Origin of the sequence: cyanobacterium endosymbiont of Rhopalodia gibberula, from assembly GCF_003574135.1 — a bacterium.
Classification (GTDB): domain Bacteria; phylum Cyanobacteriota; class Cyanobacteriia; order Cyanobacteriales; family Microcystaceae; genus Rippkaea.
Genome location: NZ_AP018341.1, coordinates 1,894,866 through 1,913,152, shown reverse-complemented (window position 1 = coordinate 1,913,152; position 18,287 = coordinate 1,894,866). Strand labels below are relative to the sequence as shown.

Sequence of the window (18,287 nt, the reverse complement as noted above, 5' to 3'; positions counted from 1 at the left end):
AATTAATGAATAACCAAACTTTTTAAAAAATAAGGAGACTAAATTCCAGTTTAAATGCTCTAGAATAAAATTACAATTAACTTGATTAGCCTCAAGAGATAATCCTCTTTGAAAGTGAGTTGCTCAATAGACCCCGTGGAATCTGTGCTACAGTCTGATAACAAAACCATAACCCAAATGGCAGTATTACTAGACTGTTACGGATTTGATCTGCAAGAACGTTCTCCAGCTGAGTATATTGACTACTGGTTGACCTCTTGTTCGAAGTACTGGGTTCGTTTGGCAATTATTGAAGCTTTGTATCAAGGACGTTACAAAGCAGTTTCTGTTGATCATATTCTTCGTCTGTGGAAACGAAGAGGACACCCTACCTTTCACTTTCCTCATGAATTTGAACGATTTATCTGTCGAAATGTTTTTGTTAATAAAGAAAATATTGACAAAATTGAGCCTCAATCTTCAACCACAAAGTTTCAAGAAACTAAGAAAGTTGATCAACCCGATAAAAAAGATATTCAGCGTAAACTTTTAAAAAACCTAAATTCTTTAGCAATACGCAGATTAACTCAGTTTTCTCAAGATATACCCCAAACATTGGAATTGTCCCCTACAACTATTAATTTCAATAACGGGACTTTAGAGAGAGAACTGCCAGTTGATGAATTTGTTTCATTAAACACAAAGTCAAAAAAAATAAAGTCTGAGCGTTCGATTCACCAATTTATTCCCCATTCAGACTCTTCCCAGTTATATACTAAGCTGAGAGCTGCTGTTTATCAAAAATTAGCCCAGTAAACTTAGGGTTAATCACAATTGTAATTAACCCCCTTTAAGACTTAAAAAACTTACCTAGACAGACTTTATTTATCTGGTTTAACTATCGATACTAAGGAATTGAGTCTATTCTTAATCTGAATTTATCTAGATCTAACATCCAAAGACTAGAGGGGTTTGTTCGAACAGGAGTGGGAGTAAGAGCAGGAGTGGTGGAATTATTTAGTAGTTTGAAACCTGTTCCTCCATCACTTGGATCAAGAAAAGGTCGTAAGTTGATGGCATTATTTGAGGGAGATAAATTATTCTGTCGGGATAAATTATCATTAAAAATTCGACCAAATTGATTGATGATCGACCCACTAGTTTTACTGTCAGTAAAAGCATTAACGCCTTGGGTATATTGTCCTTCTTCTGCCGCTATTAAAGTTTGGAAAATTTTATTGCGAGTAATCTCAGGATTTTGATTAGGAGGAATGGTCAGAACAATCCTACACGAGCGGTCTTGTTGAGTGGTAACACAGATAGTGTCGTAGTTATTTTCTCTTCCTGTTTTTAATTCTAATAATCCATCAGGTCGATACATTTCTAGACGACGACTAATTTCATTACAACGTCGTTGTGCCGTCCAACCATTCTCTAAATCACTGGGAATTGCCCAAGGATAAGGCCAACGGTCTTGATTTTGAGGATAGTACATAACGGTATATCTACCTCTTTCTAACTGACAGATAAACCGTTCGTTTCCTGAATTAGCATTAAAAGGTGTAGGAGAGGAAGAATTCGATGGAGCAGTTTCAATAATAATGTCAGCGGAGTTCGTAGGTACATTATAGTTATTAGACTGAGCCATCACGCTTGATTGTACGGAAATAGAAATAACAATTAAAGAAAAGCCTATTGTTTTAATTAGAAAATTGCTATCTACTTTTACTGAATTTGTCATAATTTAAGTTTACCTAAAAGGTAGTATAAAGTCGAAAGTTCCTCCGTTACAAGTAACTCCCTACACTAAAGGTAGTCCTAATTTAGGTTTTTTAAACATAAAAACGTGACACTTCAATTACTGCAACAATTACTGATTATCGATGATTTATTTAATAATTTTTCCAATTAATTTGATTTCTTTTTTAGACAGTAAGCCACCGCATTCAGTTAGTAAACATAAATTCTGGAAATTCGAAAGAGCATAAATCGCTTTTACTAAATGGTTGTGGTTAATCCGCTATTATAGTACAATATTTTTCCAAAAAAACAAATATAGTTGCTTTTTTAGACGGTTTTTGGCAAGTTTATGTATAACTACTTTCTAAAATCAGGTAACTTCCAAGGCTAAGAGTGGTTTCGTCAACTAATTTTATTAGTTTTGCGTGAGCCTACTCTAAAAATTAGACTGTCATGATGCTTCCTAAGATATGGTCAGTATTATCCAGTTTACGATTACAATAACGTCACTGGGAGTCTCAAATTGCGAAAGATTTTTGAAAAAATTTGCAAGCTAAAGTTCCTGACGATAACTGAGAAATTTGTATAGTTGTCATGGATTGGTAACTTTTTAAAAGTATGGATTGTATGGGGTTCTCTCGATAAAAGCAATTGAATGTCAATTTAAAGCTGATTAATCGTTGTATTTTCAATATATTGTTGAATTAATTCAGAGCAGCAAATATCCATCGGTTAATTTAAGGATTTAAAAATGTATTTTAAAACAGTAAATATTATTTTTTTTAATAAAAAAACTTGTAAAATTTGTGTTATTGCTCATATTTTTAGCCAAATTTCATAAGGAAATAATGACTTGACAAGATAAAAAATTGAACATACATTTTTCAAGATACTCAACTTTTTAAAAGTTAATTTCAATAACATAAAAGTATTGTAATACTTTTATGTTAGAGGTTATATCACGGCGGAACTAATCTATCATCATCTTACCTGTAATAACTTTGAGTAATTACTAATATAATTTGCAATTAATTCTCTTATTCATAAATAAAATCATGAAGGTTATTATCATTAATAACTATCTACTTAGTGAAAAAATATAATTATTTTAGTTTTAGTTTAAAGTATTAAATTAATTATAATAAAAGAAAATAAGTTTTCGGACTGCTAAAATTATTGTTTATTTTTTTACTTTTAAAAAAAACATAATTTCTCAAAAATTAAATTAATTCCTAATGTTTTAATAGATGTCGACGTTTTTGAAAATATAAATTTCATCTAAAAACTTATTGTATAGTCTTTCTGGACTGAATGTGATAAATGGGTAGCCAATAATTTCCAAAATTTTTATTTATTGATTATCCATGTTGTTGCAGCTAGTCTAGAAGGACTAAAAGTTTCGTTACATTCTTTCCAAAACAGAAATACCCAACAAAGACAAACCTAATTTTAGAGTTCTTGCTGTTAAATCACACAGTAATAAACGAGATGTTTTCAAAACTTCTTCTGATTTAAGGACTGGACAATTTTCATAAAACCGATTAAACTTTTTACTTAGTTCATATAGGTAATCACATAAACGATTAGGGAGTAAAGTTTTTTCAACTTCCTTAATCACTTCGCTTAACTGTAATAAGTATTTTCCTAGATCAATCTCAGTGTCTTCATTAAGAGTAATCTCAATATCTTTTTCTAACTTCTGAAAATCAATTTTTCCCTCTCGACTAATACTTTGTATCCTTGCATAAGCATAAAGCATATAAGGGGCTGTATTCCCTTGCAATGTTAGCATTTTTTCATAGCTAAAAACATAATCACTAGTTCGATTTTGACGTAGATCTGCATACTTAACGGCACTAATTCCAACAACTTGGGAAACGTTATCAATGAACTCTATAGACTCTTTTCTTTGTTCTTTCTTCAGTCTTTTTTCAAGATCTTGACGTGCATGATTAACGGCTTCATCTAATAAGTCTCGTAGTTTTACTGTTATTCCAGAACGAGTTTTTAATCTTTTGCCATCTTCTCCTTTAACTAAACCAAAAGGAACATGAATAATCTCCAACTGATCAGAAATTATTTTAGCTTTTCTAGCCACCTGAAAAACTTGGGCAAAATGATTAGCTTGTCCAGCATCAGTAACATAAATAATTCGTTCTGCTTTATCTTCTTCAATGCGGTATTTTAAGGCAGCTAAATCACTAGTTGCATAGTTATAACCCCCATCAGACTTTTGAATAATTAAGGGAAAAGGATCACCTACTTTATTAGTAAATCCATCTAAAAAAACACATTGCGCTCCTGCATCTTCTTTAAGTAACTCTTGTTTGTCTAATTCTTTAACAAGATCTTCCAAGAAAGGATTATAAAAAGACTCTCCTCGTTCAGTTAATTTAATATCTAAACGATCATAAATGACCTGAAACTCCCGACGGGACTGATCACATAATAATTGCCAAGCATGACGTGTTTTTTCATCGCCGGCTTGTAATTTAACTACTTTATTCCTAGCAGTTTGTTTAAAGTTTTCATCTTTATCAAAGCGTTGTTTGGCTTTTTTGTAAAATGCTCCTAAATCTCCAATATCTAAAGCATCTGCTGTGGTTAAAGCATCAGGGTAAACTTCGCCTAAATAAGCAATTAACATCCCAAATTGTGTTCCCCAATCTCCCAAATGATTGAGTCTTAGAACTTGATGACCTCTAAATTCTAAAGTTCGGGCAATACAATCACCGATAATAGTAGATCGTAGATGTCCAACATGCATCTCTTTAGCAATATTGGGACTAGAAAAATCAACAATTACCTTTTGGGAAAGGTCAGTTCTCTCTATGCCTAAACGAGGATCAGATCGACTTGCTTTAAGCTGACTTTCAAGATAAGTTATCTTCAGCCTGATATTAATAAATCCTGGTCCAGCAATAGTGGGGGGTTCTCCTAACTCTTCCAATGCTAAGTTATCAATAATTTTTCTTGCGATATCTCTCGGATTTCTCCCTAATTTTTTAGCTAAAACTAGAGCAATATTCGATTGATAATCTCCAAACTTAGGATTACTTACTAGAACTACTAATGGATCAATTTCAGCAAAATCAGTCCCGAAAGCATTAATTAATGCTTGACAAAAATATTCGGTTAATTGTTTACTAATAGAGGTCATATTTTATACAATAAAAGGTTGTCAAATAAACACTCCAAATCTAGATTAGAAGAAACTTGAGCTAATCTATTGAGATCATTTATATCTGGTAAATAAGGTAGAATTCCTAAGACTCGGACTCCCGTCAATTGTTGAATTAACTCTATAGGAATCCAATCGGTTAATTCCTGTTCAGAAACAAACTCAGAACAGCTGAAAACAATGCCTTTGAGTTTAACATTACTTTGACGGGCTAAGGCTACATTAGCCACTGCTTTGGCGACCGCTCCTAACTTCACCGGAACAACTAACACTGTCAACAACCGCCATTCTCTCGCTAAATCAGCGACTGTTAACTCCCAAGTTAGTGGAGATCCCAAACCCCCTAATCCTTCGACTAAAATAAAATCAGATGTTTGCTGCAAGGAAACTAAATCTTGCCAAACTTCTTGTAAAGGAATGGATCGTCCTTCGCGTTGGGCTGCGATGGGTGGAGCCACAGGAGTTTGAAAAGACAAGGGATTAACTACTTGTACCAAGGTGAAATCAGCAAACAATCGCTGATAATATTGGTAATCTCCTTCTCCTGTTTGCAACAGTTTCATTAACCCTAAAGGTTGATGGGAATAATATTTTTGCCAATAAGCCGCTAAAGCAGCTGTAACAATGGTTTTACCGGACTCTGTATCTGTTCCTGCAATTAACAATGTTGTCATTTTATCAATCAAAAAAAGCTCTTGAAATTTTCTAATAATTGTTTAGTTTTGTTTAAGTTTAGGGAACAATAAAAACAACTCTTCTTAATTGTCTCATTAGTTTGCTAACTTTTCAGAAGGATTACCTAAAATTTTCAAGTATAAAAACTATCTGTGCATGTATATCTATCGAGGGGAGCGTTCGATATGATCGTATGTAGAGAAGAAAACTCACTCAGGCAAGTAAAAAACCTGAGATGATAGATTTGCCATAATTTAAAGGGACAAGAGTCTGCTGTGAGTCATACTCCTATATTAACTTTAGCTCCGACAGCGCCAACACTGTCAGAGAACAATCGTCTAAGTCTTTTTTCAGGGTCTGCGAACATTCCTCTGGCGCAAGAGGTTGCCTGTTATTTAGGAATGAACATTGGTCCAATGGTTCGCAAAAAATTTGCTGATGGGGAACTCTATGTTCAGATTCAGGAATCTATTCGTGGATGTGATGTTTATTTAATCCAACCTTGTTCTCATCCTGTGAATGATCACTTCATGGAATTGCTGATTATGATTGATGCCTGTCGTCGGGCATCAGCGCGGCAAATTACTGCTGTTATTCCCTATTATGCCTATGGACGGGCTGATCGTAAAACCGCCGGGCGCGAATCGATTACAGCTAAATTAGTAGCTAATTTATTCACTGAAGCTGGGGCCCAACGGGTATTAGCCATGGATTTACATTCAGCCCAAATACAGGGTTATTTTGACATTCCCTTTGATCACGTTTATGGATCTCCCGTGATCATTAATTATTTAGCAAGTAAACAGCTTTCTGATTTAGTAGTTGTCTCCCCTGACGTGGGAGGTGTGGCTAGGGCAAGGGCATTTGCTAAAAAACTTAATGGAGCTCCCTTAGCAATTATTGATAAACGTCGTCAAGCTCATAATGTGGCTGAAGTGTTAAATTTAATTGGGGATGTTCAAGGAAAAACCGCCGTTTTAGTCGATGATATGATCGACACGGCCGGCACCATTTTAGAAGGGGCTAGACTATTGCGTAAAGAAGGTGCAAGACAGGTTTATGCCTGTGCAACTCATGCTGTCTTCTCAGAACCAGCCATTTCTAGGTTATCGAGTGGAATGTTGGAAGAAGTTATTGTGACCAACACAATCAGTGTTCCAAAAGAACATCGTTTTAAACAATTAACAGTTCTCTCGGTTGCTAACTTGATCGGTGAAGCTATCTGGCGCATTCATGAAGATACTTCTGTTAGTAGTATGTTCCGCTAGTTATCTAATCATTTCTTATTGCTTTAAAATAATCAGCAATTGAGTACCAATTGCTGATTACTAATTGTTGATTATCGGTTACTGATTTATGAATTGCCATCAGAAGAAACTATCTATTACGACCAGAGGAAAAGATTTTCATCGCATTACCCGTACGGTGGAAGAAGCGGTTGCTGAGTCTGGAATTAAAACAGGATTGTGTACTATTTTCGTACTTCATACATCAGCATCATTGGTAATTCAAGAAAATGCTGATCCTGATGTTTTAATAGATTTATCTAATTTCTTTACCCAATTAGTTCCCGAATCAGGACGATATGTTCATAGCACCGAAGGACCTGACGATATGCCTGCCCATATTCGCTCGGCGTTAACAAAGACCTCTGAGCAAATTCCTATTAGTCAAGGTCGATTAATGTTAGGCATTTGGCAAGGTGTTTATCTTTGGGAACACCGATCAGGTAGTCATAAACGGGATATTATTATTCATATAAGTGGAGTCTGAACGTAAACTCTAAGTAGATTGATTAGTAATATTTTTTTTGTATTGCTAGTCAATCTATGATCAAATTTTAAAAATTAACTTCTATAAAAAAACTTTTGATCGATAATTATGCTTAATATACAGTCCATTCAATTGGAATTTAAGCTCCTGTTTTCTCTAAGTAGAAAGATAGCCTGATCCTACTAATAATCCAAATTTATAATGCTCTATTGAGACTGGATTTCTATGTCTATCTAAAAAAATGATAGATGTTACTATTTCTGATAGTTTTTGACTCTTTATATTTCCCGTATTTTATTGATGTGAAGTTACGAATGTCATATGTTTGATGAGATAAATAAAGTACTTTTATACTAACCTTAGAAAGGTTTCTTAAACGCGACTAGGGAAATATAGTTAAAAAAAAGAAAATTATGACGAAAATATCGAAAAGAGCTCTTAGGATTTTATAATCCATAATCTTTTACAAAATTATTGGCATGATCCGCAGGGTGAACAATATTTTACCTCTCAAGAATAGGCAATAAAAGTTTAAAAATTAGAATAATAACTAGAAAGTTTAGGTATTAAGCCTATTTAGCTACCTAATGTATTATTCACTCTAATACATTAGGTTATATCCTTCGATTACTCTAATTTTAGATTCATTTCTGTGTTCATTTTGATTTGATCAATAATTCCGGCATAACCTGAAGCTAATCTAAAGTTATTGAGCAAAGCAGCGATCATTGATTAAGATCGATCACAAGCAATATAGATGAAGTCAAACTTCTGACTTCTTAACTTTTGACCGGATGACTTCATTATGACTAGCTTCCAGCCTGTAGCTGTTCCAGAATGCAGCCTAGATCGTGACTGTACTACTCTTTCTCGCCACATTCTCCAACAACTCCAAAGCTTTTCCCCGGAAGCCCAGGATCTTAGTGCTATCATGACCCGCATTGCCTTGGCTGGGAAACTGATTGCCCGTCGCCTTAGCCGTGCCGGTCTGATGGCCGATGTTTTAGGATTTACGGGAGAAACTAATGTTCAGGGAGAATCCGTCAAAAAGATGGATGTCTACGCTAACGATGTATTTATTTCTGTATTTAAGCAAAGTGGCTTAGTTTGTCGTCTGGCTTCTGAAGAAATGGACAACCCCTATTATATTCCAGAAAATTGTCCTATCGGACGCTATACTCTTCTTTATGATCCCATCGATGGTTCCTCTAATGTGGATATTAACTTAAACGTGGGATCTATTTTTGCCATTCGTCAACAACAGGTAATGAATGAAGATGAAGCGGATTTATTGCAAGATGGCAAAGGACAACTAGCAGCCGGATATATTCTCTATGGTCCTTCGACTATGTTAGTTTACTCCATTGGTCATGGGGTTCACTCTTTTCTTCTTGACCCCAGTTTAGGAGAATTTATCCTTGCTCAAGAAGATATTAAGATTCCCGATCATGGACCGGTTTACAGTAACAATGAAGGAAATTTTTGGCAGTGGGATGAAGCTTTTCGAGACTATACTCGTTATGTTCACCGCCATGAAGGATACACCGCTCGTTATAGTGGAGCTTTGGTCGGAGATGTACACCGAATTTTAATGCAAGGGGGAGTATTTCTTTATCCAGGCACAGTTAAAAAACCTGAGGGAAAATTACGATTGCTTTATGAAACTGCGCCCCTCGCTTTTTTGATTGAACAAGCAGGAGGAAAGGCTAGCGACGGTACCACAAGAATCTTAGATATCGTTCCCGATAAACTGCACGCAAGAACTCCATTAGTGATCGGTTCTAAAGACGATGTTAAGCTCGTTGAGTCATTTATTGAAGATCGCAAAAATCGGGAAAATTAGACGGCAAAGGCGTAATATTTTGGTCTACTCCTTATAGAGTCTTTGTATTGAGAGGCTTGTTCTTTTTCCTAGATAGTTAGAAAAAAAAGCTACGGATGTGGGTTATCCCAACTCTGATAGCAATTAGCAAGAACCCTACAGCTCTTAGGTTTTAGTCAAAACCTAAGAGCTGTAGGGTTCTTGTGGAAATTTTTAGGCTTACTAATTACCAGAAGAGCAGACTTTGCAAAGATTTTACTCGTTCAAATTTATGGGATATAAACATCATATCAGCATTGAAAAAACAAGAATAACAACAATACAAAAATTTTTAAGCAAAAGACAACATAAATTTTTAAAAATTATTTTTGCTACTCATTTTCTCTAGGAAAGCTAGTTTCTAACAAATTAGTTCTATTTTCTAGAAATAAAAATGTAATTGTTCACACACAATTGAGAATAAAGTTCATTAAAAAAAGTTTTTAAGTTTTAGCAAAAATTAAAATAAAAGTTAGTAAAAAAGATTAACAATTTTTATAAATAATTTTTTTTAGTTAACTTTATTCGTATTAATTGATATTACAGTAAAAAAAATAGAGTATTAAATACTTAGGTTGTCAACACTTATTAAAGCTAGCAATGATAAGAAATTAGATTAATTTGATACAATCAAAATTAAATTTTTTTATAAATTATTAATACCAATAAATAGTTATCTTTTTTTTATAAGAAATACAATAATCTTTCAAAATAAAACTTTAAACTATAAAAGAGCTAAAAGCTAGAAACATTCAAAAGTTGCTTTCTTTGTGTTTTCTTTTGTTTTCTACCACTCTTCCCAAGATATCTGAATACAGATATAATAACCAAAGCTTAATTTTCTGTGATAAGTTCCCTGAAATCAAAGAAGTTCTCAGTACACTGGAGATTAACGAAGGAGCATTTGAAAACTCTATGGTAACGCTGCTAGAAAACCCCTTCCGCGTAGGACTACGCCAAGAAAGAACCCCAGAACCCCTAATACTCGTAATTTTTGGGGCTTCTGGCGACCTTACTCAACGGAAACTCGTTCCCGCCGTCTATAAAATGAAACAAGAACGGCGACTTCCCCCAGGACTAACTATCGTAGGGGTTGCCCGTCGGGACTGGAGTCACGATTTTTTTCGGGAACAGATGCGTAAGGGAATTGAAGAATTCTCTGATGGTATCGGCAACGAACAACTCTGGAATGATTTTGCCCAAGGGTTATTCTATTGCCGTGGCAACATGGATGAGTCAGAAAGCTATCACAAACTTAAAGCTTTCTTAGAAGAACTCGACGATAAGCGAGGAACACGAGGCAACCGCGTCTTTTATCTCTCGGTTTCCCCTAGCTTCTTTCCTCCTGGCATCAAACAACTAGGGGCGACAGGAATGCTAAGTGATCCTGTCAAACACCGTATTGTCATTGAAAAACCTTTTGGTAAAGACTTAAGTTCAGCTCAAGTTTTAAACCGGATTGTTCAAAACGTTTGTAAAGAAGAACAAGTTTATCGCATTGACCATTATTTAGGGAAAGAAACTGTTCAGAACTTGTTGGTTTTCCGCTTTGCCAACGCCATTTTTGAGCCCCTTTGGAACCGTCAATTTGTAGATAACGTTCAAATTACTGTGGCTGAAACCGTCGGGGTTGAAGATCGGGCGGGTTATTATGAAAGCTCTGGGGCCTTGCGGGACATGCTGCAAAATCACTTAATGCAGCTGTTTTGTCTAACGGCGATGGAACCTCCTAACGCTCTAAGTGCTGATAGTGTTCGTAATGAAAAAGTAAAAGTATTGCAAGCGACACGCCTCGCAGATCTTCACAACTTAGAAAATTCAGCAGTTCGTGGACAGTATAAAGCAGGATGGATGAAAGGAAAATCTGTTGCTGGCTATCGGGAAGAACCAGGAGTTAACCCCAATTCCACTACCCCCACCTACGTCGCCATGAAATTAATGATTGATAACTGGCGTTGGAAAGGGGTTCCTTTTTATCTACGGACAGGAAAACGTCTACCTAAAAAAGTCACTGAAATTGCCATTCAATTTAAGGAAGTTCCCCTACTTATTTTCCAATCTGTTGCTCATCAGACTAATGCGAACATATTGAGTATGCGAATTCAACCCAATGAGGGTATTGCTCTAAGGTTTGAAGCCAAAATGCCTGGGGCAGAATTGAGAACCCGTACAGTGGAAATGGACTTTAATTATGGGTCTTCCTTTGGCATGGCAACCGCTGATGCTTACCATCGTCTCCTCCTCGACACTATGTTAGGGGATCAAACCCTATTTACTCGTGCTGATGAAGTGGAAGAAGCTTGGCGTGTTGTCACTCCCATTTTATCTGCTTGGGACGGCGAAGCCGACCCGTCTACCGTTCCTCAATACGAAGCCGGAACCTGGGAACCCGAAGAAGCTGAATTGTTGTTGAACCGCGATGGTCGGCGTTGGCGACGATTGTAGTTGAGGAAACAATTGTTAATTGTAGAATGTAAACGAAGAACCCACCATGACTACCCAAACCCCCCCTCTAGTTTCCCTACAAGATCCAAAGGATGTTTCTATCGATGTCATTGAGACTGAACTAGCCAGTATTTGGCAAAGTTACGGCACAGATGGAGATGGGATAGCTGCTACTAGGGCAACCACTTTTACCTTTGTGGTTTATGAACCTGAACCCACCCAACATTTATTAGCTACCCTAGGCTTTTATACTGGTCCAGTAGATGGCATCGCTGGACCTCGGACTATCGCCGCGGTTAAATCAGCCCAGAAAGCTTATGAGATAGAGGTAACAGGGAAATCCAGCCAAGCCTTACTCGATAGGTTGAAGAAAGAACTTGAAAAAGCCAAAGCTGAAGGAAGACTAACCGATGTACAGCAACGGGCTTCTCAACAGTACACTCCCGATTTGGAAGGTACAGGAATTGCCGATACCATCGCTTCGGCGAATCCTTGTCGAATCATCACCCTTTGTCCTACCGTTGGCGAGGATAACGGAGTCAAAGCTCAAGTTTCTGCCTATTGTCCAGTCAATAAACGCAGTCAAAATACTTTAGTTTGTTGTGAGTATATCACCTTACACGGAACCGCAGAAGCTTTGGATAGAATTGGAGGGATTATCTCTGATTTGACTATTAGTGGGCTGTCTACTTTTGTTTGGTGGAAAGCTGAACCTGCTCCTGAATACAGCTTGTTCAAACGTCTAGTATCCCAAGGGGACACCCTGATTATCGACTCTAGTATTTTTAGCGATCCTGAAGGAGATTTATTTCGCACTATTGAAATGTTAGCCGATGATGTTTCTTTAGCCGATTTAAACTGGGCGCGTTTAGGTGCGTGGCAAGAGTTAACCGCTGCTGCATTTGATCCCCCGGAACGTCGTGATGCTGTCCAAGAAATTGATCGGGGAACTATTGATTATGAGAAGGGGAATCCAGCCCAAGCATTGATGTTCCTTGGATGGATCGCCAGTCGCTTACAATGGAAACCTGTTGATTATAAGCACGAAAGTGGAGAATACGATATTCGACGAATTGAGTTTATCAATGGTGAAAATAGATCTATTGAAGTAGAACTAGCAGGGGTTCCTTTAACAGACTGGGGTGAAGTTTTAGGGGACTTAATTAGTCTTAAGTTGAGTTCAACTAATCTTGAAGCAGACTGTTGCACAGTTTTCTGTTCAGGAACTACTGGATGTATGCGGATGGAAGCTTCTGGCGGCGCGCAAGCCTGTCGTATTGAACAAGTAACTTCCTTAGCAGATCAAAAAACTGACCAACTGTTGAGTAAACAATTGCAACGCTGGGGTCAGGATCTTCTTTATAAAGAAAGTATGGAAGTTGTAGACCAAATTCTTAAATTGGCGAGTCAATCTTAAGGGTTAACTTATTCTCAATGTTTGAGGGCAAGTTTAAAGGTAAATTTATCCTTTAAAACTGCCCTTTGTTTATGGTTAGCATATTTTGCATGATAAATTTTTGGAAACCTTGCAAAATAAAACATTTAGCCGGTAATTTATCTTAAAAATAGACATTTTTATCTATCCAAGACAAGGATCTAATAGTCAATTGACTATTTTTATAAAATTTTCTAATGGTTAGACTACTATGAGTAGATAACTCTAAACATCTTTCTAGTAATTTTATAAATTTCTATTTTAGAACACTACTTTTATATCAGATTTTTTATATCATATTTAGGTCAAGATTATAAATTTATAAGTTAAACAAATATAATTCTTTTTATTCCCATTTTTTCAGTTTAGCTTTAACTAGATTAGTATGTGAACTGAGTCATTATCAAAAATAATTATCGTCTCTATTTCTTTTTTTTTAAATTTTTTAGTTTTACCTACTTATTTATCTTGTTTTTTTATTGATTAAATATCATCTAAACTTTTATCTTGTTCCTATATTCTGAGCATATTTAGTTGGGTTTCTTTTTTTAACTTTCCATTCTCATTCAGACTGAACTTAGAATAGTTAATTTATAGTTAAAAATAGGGAGCAGGGAATGGGAAAAAGTTCAGAGAAAAAAAATCAAAGAGATGTCAGTCATTAACAATTTTAAAAAATTAAAAATTTTGTAAGGATATTATAAATACAGAAAAGTACTGTTTATTCACTAAAACATTTCTCAATACGAACTATATAGTCTAATTTAATAGATTAGAAAAATTAATAGCTCAATTTAAGCTAATGCTTGTTCATGATAGTAGATATGCTATTTATACCCTCTCTAGACTTTCTTTTTTATGTTTATAGACAAATTACAATCCAGAAATTTGAAATTCGTCAAGATAGTTAACACAACTATAGAGGGAAAGAAAACATTATTTACACTGTTAATTTTTCTCAGCGATGGATTCAAAAGTGACGAGATGATATTTAGACAATGTCTAATTTCAATTATCCTAAAAACTCATGTAGCACTAAATTTTTTAGCACCAATATATTACACAAAATGATACACCGTTAAAAACAGTACCTTTACATAGTATGTAAAAGTATCGTGTATGATAGCTAACAATAAAATCTTGATTTGATAAAAATTTTAGAAGTTGTTGACTGTAACTCTGTATATTCTTAATCTAGAAGAGCTATAATCATTTCTTTTGGAGATTATACTGAGTACAACCTTTTCTGGAAAGCATTAGACTTAAACAACCTAGATTTAGACTATTTTTGGGAGCAACTCATCTAAACTATTTAGCTAAACCAAAAGATTTTCTCTTCTCATGGACAGGAGTCAGTATGTTATTGTTAAGATGACATTATTATGACTGAGATGTATTACCTGCTAAGGAGAGACCTATGCTACATCGTAAGATTTATCAAATCTGTACAGAGGGTCGTGAAGTCTGTCTTTTCTTGCGGGATCAACAGCGTTGGATTGAAGGAGCTACTATAGTCTCCCTAGAAGGAGACTTAGTCACAATCCGTTATGAAACCGAAGAAGATGACGAGATTAGCTCCTGGGAGGAAATGGTCCGACTCGAGAGTATTGGTTCTCTGAGTCAGAAACTAGCATCCGTCTCAAGATACAATTCTGAGCTCCCTATTGCTGATGAATGTCCTAGCGAGGAACAAATTCATCCCCATTCTCCCGAATCAAATCAAGAGTAAATCCCTCGTGGTCCTTCGTGTACAGTGCAGATTGTTTGACCTTATTCATGAAGTTGTCTGAATGATAGATTGTCGTGTCCGGTTCTACATCTTAATCAAAAAAAATCTATGTTGTACACCTGCGCGGTTTATATAGAAGAAGTTTACTGTCATCAATGACTTTATTAACTTATTTTGGGTAAGTCGTTCGAAGAATTCAAATCTGATAAGAGTGATTACGTTACTCCTAAACACTGTTTAACCAAAAGTTTTCCAGTGTTAATTTATGGAGATATCTCTTGAAATTAATCTCCAATATTGGGGATTTTGAATCTGGAGATCAGCTGTTTCTAAAACATTCAGTTAGTCGGACTTGATGAAACTTACCCATCAGGGATGTCCTAAAGACTTTTACCGTATTAGAAGTTGAGTGCAAAGGAATTAAAGTCATTCGTTTTATGAAATTAGTGGAGCTTGCAGAGTAAATAGTCTATACAGTGCGACATTTTTATGAAGGATATGCGATCAATCTTCCACTTTAAAATTTTGTATTTGAAGAGAATAAATTTTTAGTATTTGAATTACTTAGAGAATTTATGCTTCCCAATTATAATAAGCAAATGCTATCAATAGTTTATCATTTATTTTTGTGAAAAAAAGCTAAATAAATTAATCGATATAGCTATCCCTGACGGGGATAGCTTTGGTAGAAGGAACGTTATGCTGGCTACTTATATAATTAAAAATTAATTGTAGCAATATCAATAATTGCTACAATTAATCAGAAATTATATTAATGATTATATTTCATACTTTACCCTAAATATCATGATTTTACTTCTCAATTAGAATTTTTTTTTGACTAATAATTTTCAATTTTTACTAAATTTTTCAGAGAAAATTATCTTAGATAAGATCTGTTTTATTATTTTTTCTGTAGTTGAACTAATATCGAGAATAATCGCGTTTTCTGGTTCTTCTAGATCTTTAAATTGAGACTTGAGCATCTGACTTTTCATAAAATGTTCTTTTCGTTTGTCAAGTCTTTCCATAATTTGTTCAAAACTTCCTTTAAGATAAATCCAAACTAGATCTTGATGATTACCTTGTAATAATTGTCTGTAGGATTTCTTGAGAGATGAGCAGGCAATAATAGCATTTTTTTTGTGTTCTTGTAGGTTATTAATTAAGTAACTGAGAGATAGTAACCAGGGCTGGCGATCTTTGTCATTAAGAGAAATTCCCTTACTCATTTTTTGGATATTTTCTGGTGTATGAAAATCATCTGCATCATAAAAATGATATTCCAAATGATAGCTAAGTTGTTTTCCTATAGTTGTTTTTCCCGAACCAGATACACCCATTATTATATAAATCATAAGATTATCTTTTATTTTTCTATAAAAAAAGTTAATTAACGTTAGTTAAGCAAGAACTTAAAATCTAAATTATTTCAACCGATGAAATTACTAATTTTAGTTTTAATATTCCTAATATTTAACTGGATTTTTTTTCATGTTTTAACGATCATCCCTATTATCTTGTTCCATAACTTTAAGTCATTATCCTTGAGTTTACTAAATATTCTATGCTTGATTATTATCATTTGGTTTTTTGGAGAATAATTTAAGAGTAAACAAAATTATCGATAATAAAACATGGGTTTATTTAGAAGTATTTAAGATAAAATTATTGATTATAATGATATTCATTTAAGGATCTGTGGTTAAATCTTACTGTTTTATGACAAAAAAAAACCTACTGTAAAAATTACGTTAAAATAATAGAGTAATTTAGAAAATGTGTCTAATCTAAATTGAGTCTTTATTTCTAGATTTTTTGTCAAAAGATTTAGAAATACTTTGTCTTGCCGATCAATCATAAGAGGACCCTAAAGTAACCTTAGGTATCCTTCTGTATGTCGATAAAGTAGTTGAATATACGGTTACCCATCCTAATTGCCTTTTACTCTTCATAGAGTTGTCTTCTTGCCAAATCTTTCTAGTGAAATGCTAGACTCTGACCGCAGTTAGTTAAAAATCTCTGAACCTCTTAAATTAATTTCCATTATTAGCCATCTCTTCTAACTAAACTACTTGCAGATGAAATCAACCTTACTTACTCCTAGTAACCATACAACCTCGCAGACAAAGTTAAGATCGCAGTCAACTCCGGGGGAAACTGACCGAACGAACACGGATTCTGATGAGAACAGTTCGACAACTATTCTCTCCAGTCATGGAAAGAAAAATCATGATGTACTCCCGGGAAAACTTGCTCATAAGTTACAACAGACTTTAGAACACCATCAAGGAGAATGTCAGATTGTTGTTATTCAGGATTTTCCTGATCCTGATGCCCTCTCAAGTGCCTGGGCTTATCAACTTATTGCCCAACCCTATGACATTAACTGTGATATCGTCTATGCCGGAACCTTATCCCACCAGGAAAATATTGCCTTAGTCAAGTTAACTGGGCTACCTGCTAAACGATGGAGTGTTAATACCCTTAAAGAACGAGATCTTTCTGTTTATCAAAGTTGCGTGTTAGTCGATAGTCAAGGGAATACCAGTCAACTGATGCCGTTGTTGAAACAAGCTAACATTCCCATTGCTGTTGTTATTGATCATCATGGCAAACAAGGAGATATTAGAGCAGAGTTTCTTGACTTGCGACCTCAAATTCGCGCTACCGCAACGATTATTACTCAATACCTGCAGGCAGGACTATTAGACCTTGATAGCAGTGATAACGTTCATGTGAAGTGTGCAACTGCTTTGATGCATGGCATTCGTTCGGATACTAATAATTTACTCCAAGCTCAAGAACAAGACTTATTAGCAGCAGCTTATTTATCTCGGATTTATGACTCTCAGTTACTTAATGCCGTGCTACAATCAGCGCGCTCACGGAGAGTGATGGATGTGATCGAGCGATCACTGAAAAACCGTTGGACTCAAAACAATGTTTCTATTGCTGGAGTAGGTTATCTACGTTACGAAGATCGAGATGCAATCCCCCAGGCTGCTGATTTTTTAGTCACAGAAGAGAATATTCATACCGCCGTAGTGTATGGCATTATTCACGATCAAGATAATGATATTGAAGTAGTTGTCGGTTCCCTGAGAACCAATAAGCTTACCCTCGATCCTGATGAATTTCTACAGGAAACTCTGGGAAAAGATGGTCAAGGTCGATACTATGGAGGAGGAAGAGAAATGGCTGGTGGTTTTGAAATTCCTATTGGTTTTCTTGGGGGGGGCAACGATAACACTAACTACACTAAACTTAAATGGGAAGTCTTTGACTCCCAAATTAAGCAAAAACTTTTAAGGTTAGTAAATCCTGAAAATAAAGTGGTTCATACCTGACCTCTCATAGGGTGATCTAGAAGATACAAGATGACCTTCATCTCAATAAGACTACCGCTGCTAGCAGAGAATAAACTAGCTCTATCTCAATTCTTCGCCTATTTATTATAATTAGTTCA

General features: G+C 35.3%; 12 protein-coding genes. 8 read left to right on the top strand and 4 right to left on the bottom strand.

Annotated elements, in window-relative coordinates; all coding sequences use genetic code 11:
- The first annotated feature begins 135 nt into the window (after positions 1–135).
- A complete protein-coding gene (locus RGRSB_RS06140) occupies positions 136–795 on the top strand; it encodes a hypothetical protein (RefSeq protein ID WP_119260290.1) in 660 nt (219 codons plus the stop codon).
- Positions 796–886: 91 nt separating this feature from the next.
- Here the strand turns inward: RGRSB_RS06140 and RGRSB_RS06135 are convergent, their stop codons facing one another.
- The 3 genes from RGRSB_RS06135 to bioD form a co-directional block, all read right to left on the bottom strand.
- Positions 887–1,720 carry a COP23 domain-containing protein gene (locus RGRSB_RS06135; protein WP_119260289.1) on the bottom strand — a complete coding sequence of 278 codons (834 nt, stop codon included), beginning with the start codon at positions 1,718–1,720 and terminating at the stop codon, positions 887–889.
- Between the two features lie 1,401 nt (positions 1,721–3,121).
- Positions 3,122–4,879 (bottom strand): arginine--tRNA ligase, encoded by a 1,758-nt coding sequence (gene argS / locus RGRSB_RS06130; protein WP_119260288.1) that lies wholly within the window; start codon positions 4,877–4,879, stop codon positions 3,122–3,124.
- Positions 4,876–5,574 (bottom strand): dethiobiotin synthase, encoded by a 699-nt coding sequence (bioD, locus tag RGRSB_RS06125; RefSeq protein ID WP_119260287.1) that lies wholly within the window; start codon positions 5,572–5,574, stop codon positions 4,876–4,878. Before bioD ends, argS begins: the two co-directional genes overlap by 4 nt.
- Positions 5,575–5,850: 276 nt before the next feature.
- Between bioD and RGRSB_RS06120 the strand changes: the two genes are divergently transcribed.
- The 6 genes from RGRSB_RS06120 (at position 5,851) to RGRSB_RS06095 (ending at position 14,818) form a co-directional block, all read left to right on the top strand.
- Positions 5,851–6,843 carry a ribose-phosphate pyrophosphokinase gene (locus RGRSB_RS06120; protein WP_119260286.1) on the top strand — a complete coding sequence of 331 codons (993 nt, stop codon included), beginning with the start codon at positions 5,851–5,853 and terminating at the stop codon, positions 6,841–6,843.
- A gap of 88 nt (positions 6,844–6,931) precedes the next feature.
- Positions 6,932–7,348, top strand: coding sequence for a secondary thiamine-phosphate synthase enzyme YjbQ (locus tag RGRSB_RS06115; protein ID WP_119260285.1), 417 nt, complete (start codon positions 6,932–6,934; stop codon positions 7,346–7,348).
- Between the two features lie 805 nt (positions 7,349–8,153).
- Positions 8,154–9,191 carry a class 1 fructose-bisphosphatase gene (gene fbp, locus RGRSB_RS06110; protein ID WP_119260284.1) on the top strand — a complete coding sequence of 346 codons (1,038 nt, stop codon included), beginning with the start codon at positions 8,154–8,156 and terminating at the stop codon, positions 9,189–9,191.
- A 933-nt stretch (positions 9,192–10,124) separates the two neighbouring features.
- Positions 10,125–11,654 carry a glucose-6-phosphate dehydrogenase gene (gene zwf / locus RGRSB_RS06105; protein WP_119260283.1) on the top strand — a complete coding sequence of 510 codons (1,530 nt, stop codon included), beginning with the start codon at positions 10,125–10,127 and terminating at the stop codon, positions 11,652–11,654.
- A gap of 46 nt (positions 11,655–11,700) precedes the next feature.
- Positions 11,701–13,071 (top strand): glucose-6-phosphate dehydrogenase assembly protein OpcA, encoded by a 1,371-nt coding sequence (gene opcA, locus RGRSB_RS06100; RefSeq protein ID WP_119260282.1) that lies wholly within the window; start codon positions 11,701–11,703, stop codon positions 13,069–13,071.
- Positions 13,072–14,506: 1,435 nt separating this feature from the next.
- The gene (locus RGRSB_RS06095) at positions 14,507–14,818 is read left to right on the top strand and encodes a DUF6679 family protein (protein WP_119260281.1); all 312 of its coding nucleotides are present in this window, start codon (positions 14,507–14,509) and stop codon (positions 14,816–14,818) included.
- Between the two features lie 851 nt (positions 14,819–15,669).
- On the opposite strand, the gene RGRSB_RS06090 is transcribed toward RGRSB_RS06095, so the two are convergent.
- Positions 15,670–16,176 (bottom strand): gluconokinase, encoded by a 507-nt coding sequence (locus RGRSB_RS06090; protein WP_119260280.1) that lies wholly within the window; start codon positions 16,174–16,176, stop codon positions 15,670–15,672.
- 723 nt (positions 16,177–16,899) lie between these two features.
- Between RGRSB_RS06090 and RGRSB_RS06085 the strand changes: the two genes are divergently transcribed.
- Positions 16,900–18,168, top strand: a complete 1,269-nt coding sequence (locus tag RGRSB_RS06085; protein ID WP_119260279.1) for a DHH family phosphoesterase — start codon at positions 16,900–16,902, stop codon at positions 18,166–18,168.
- The last annotated feature ends 119 nt before the right edge of the window (positions 18,169–18,287 follow it).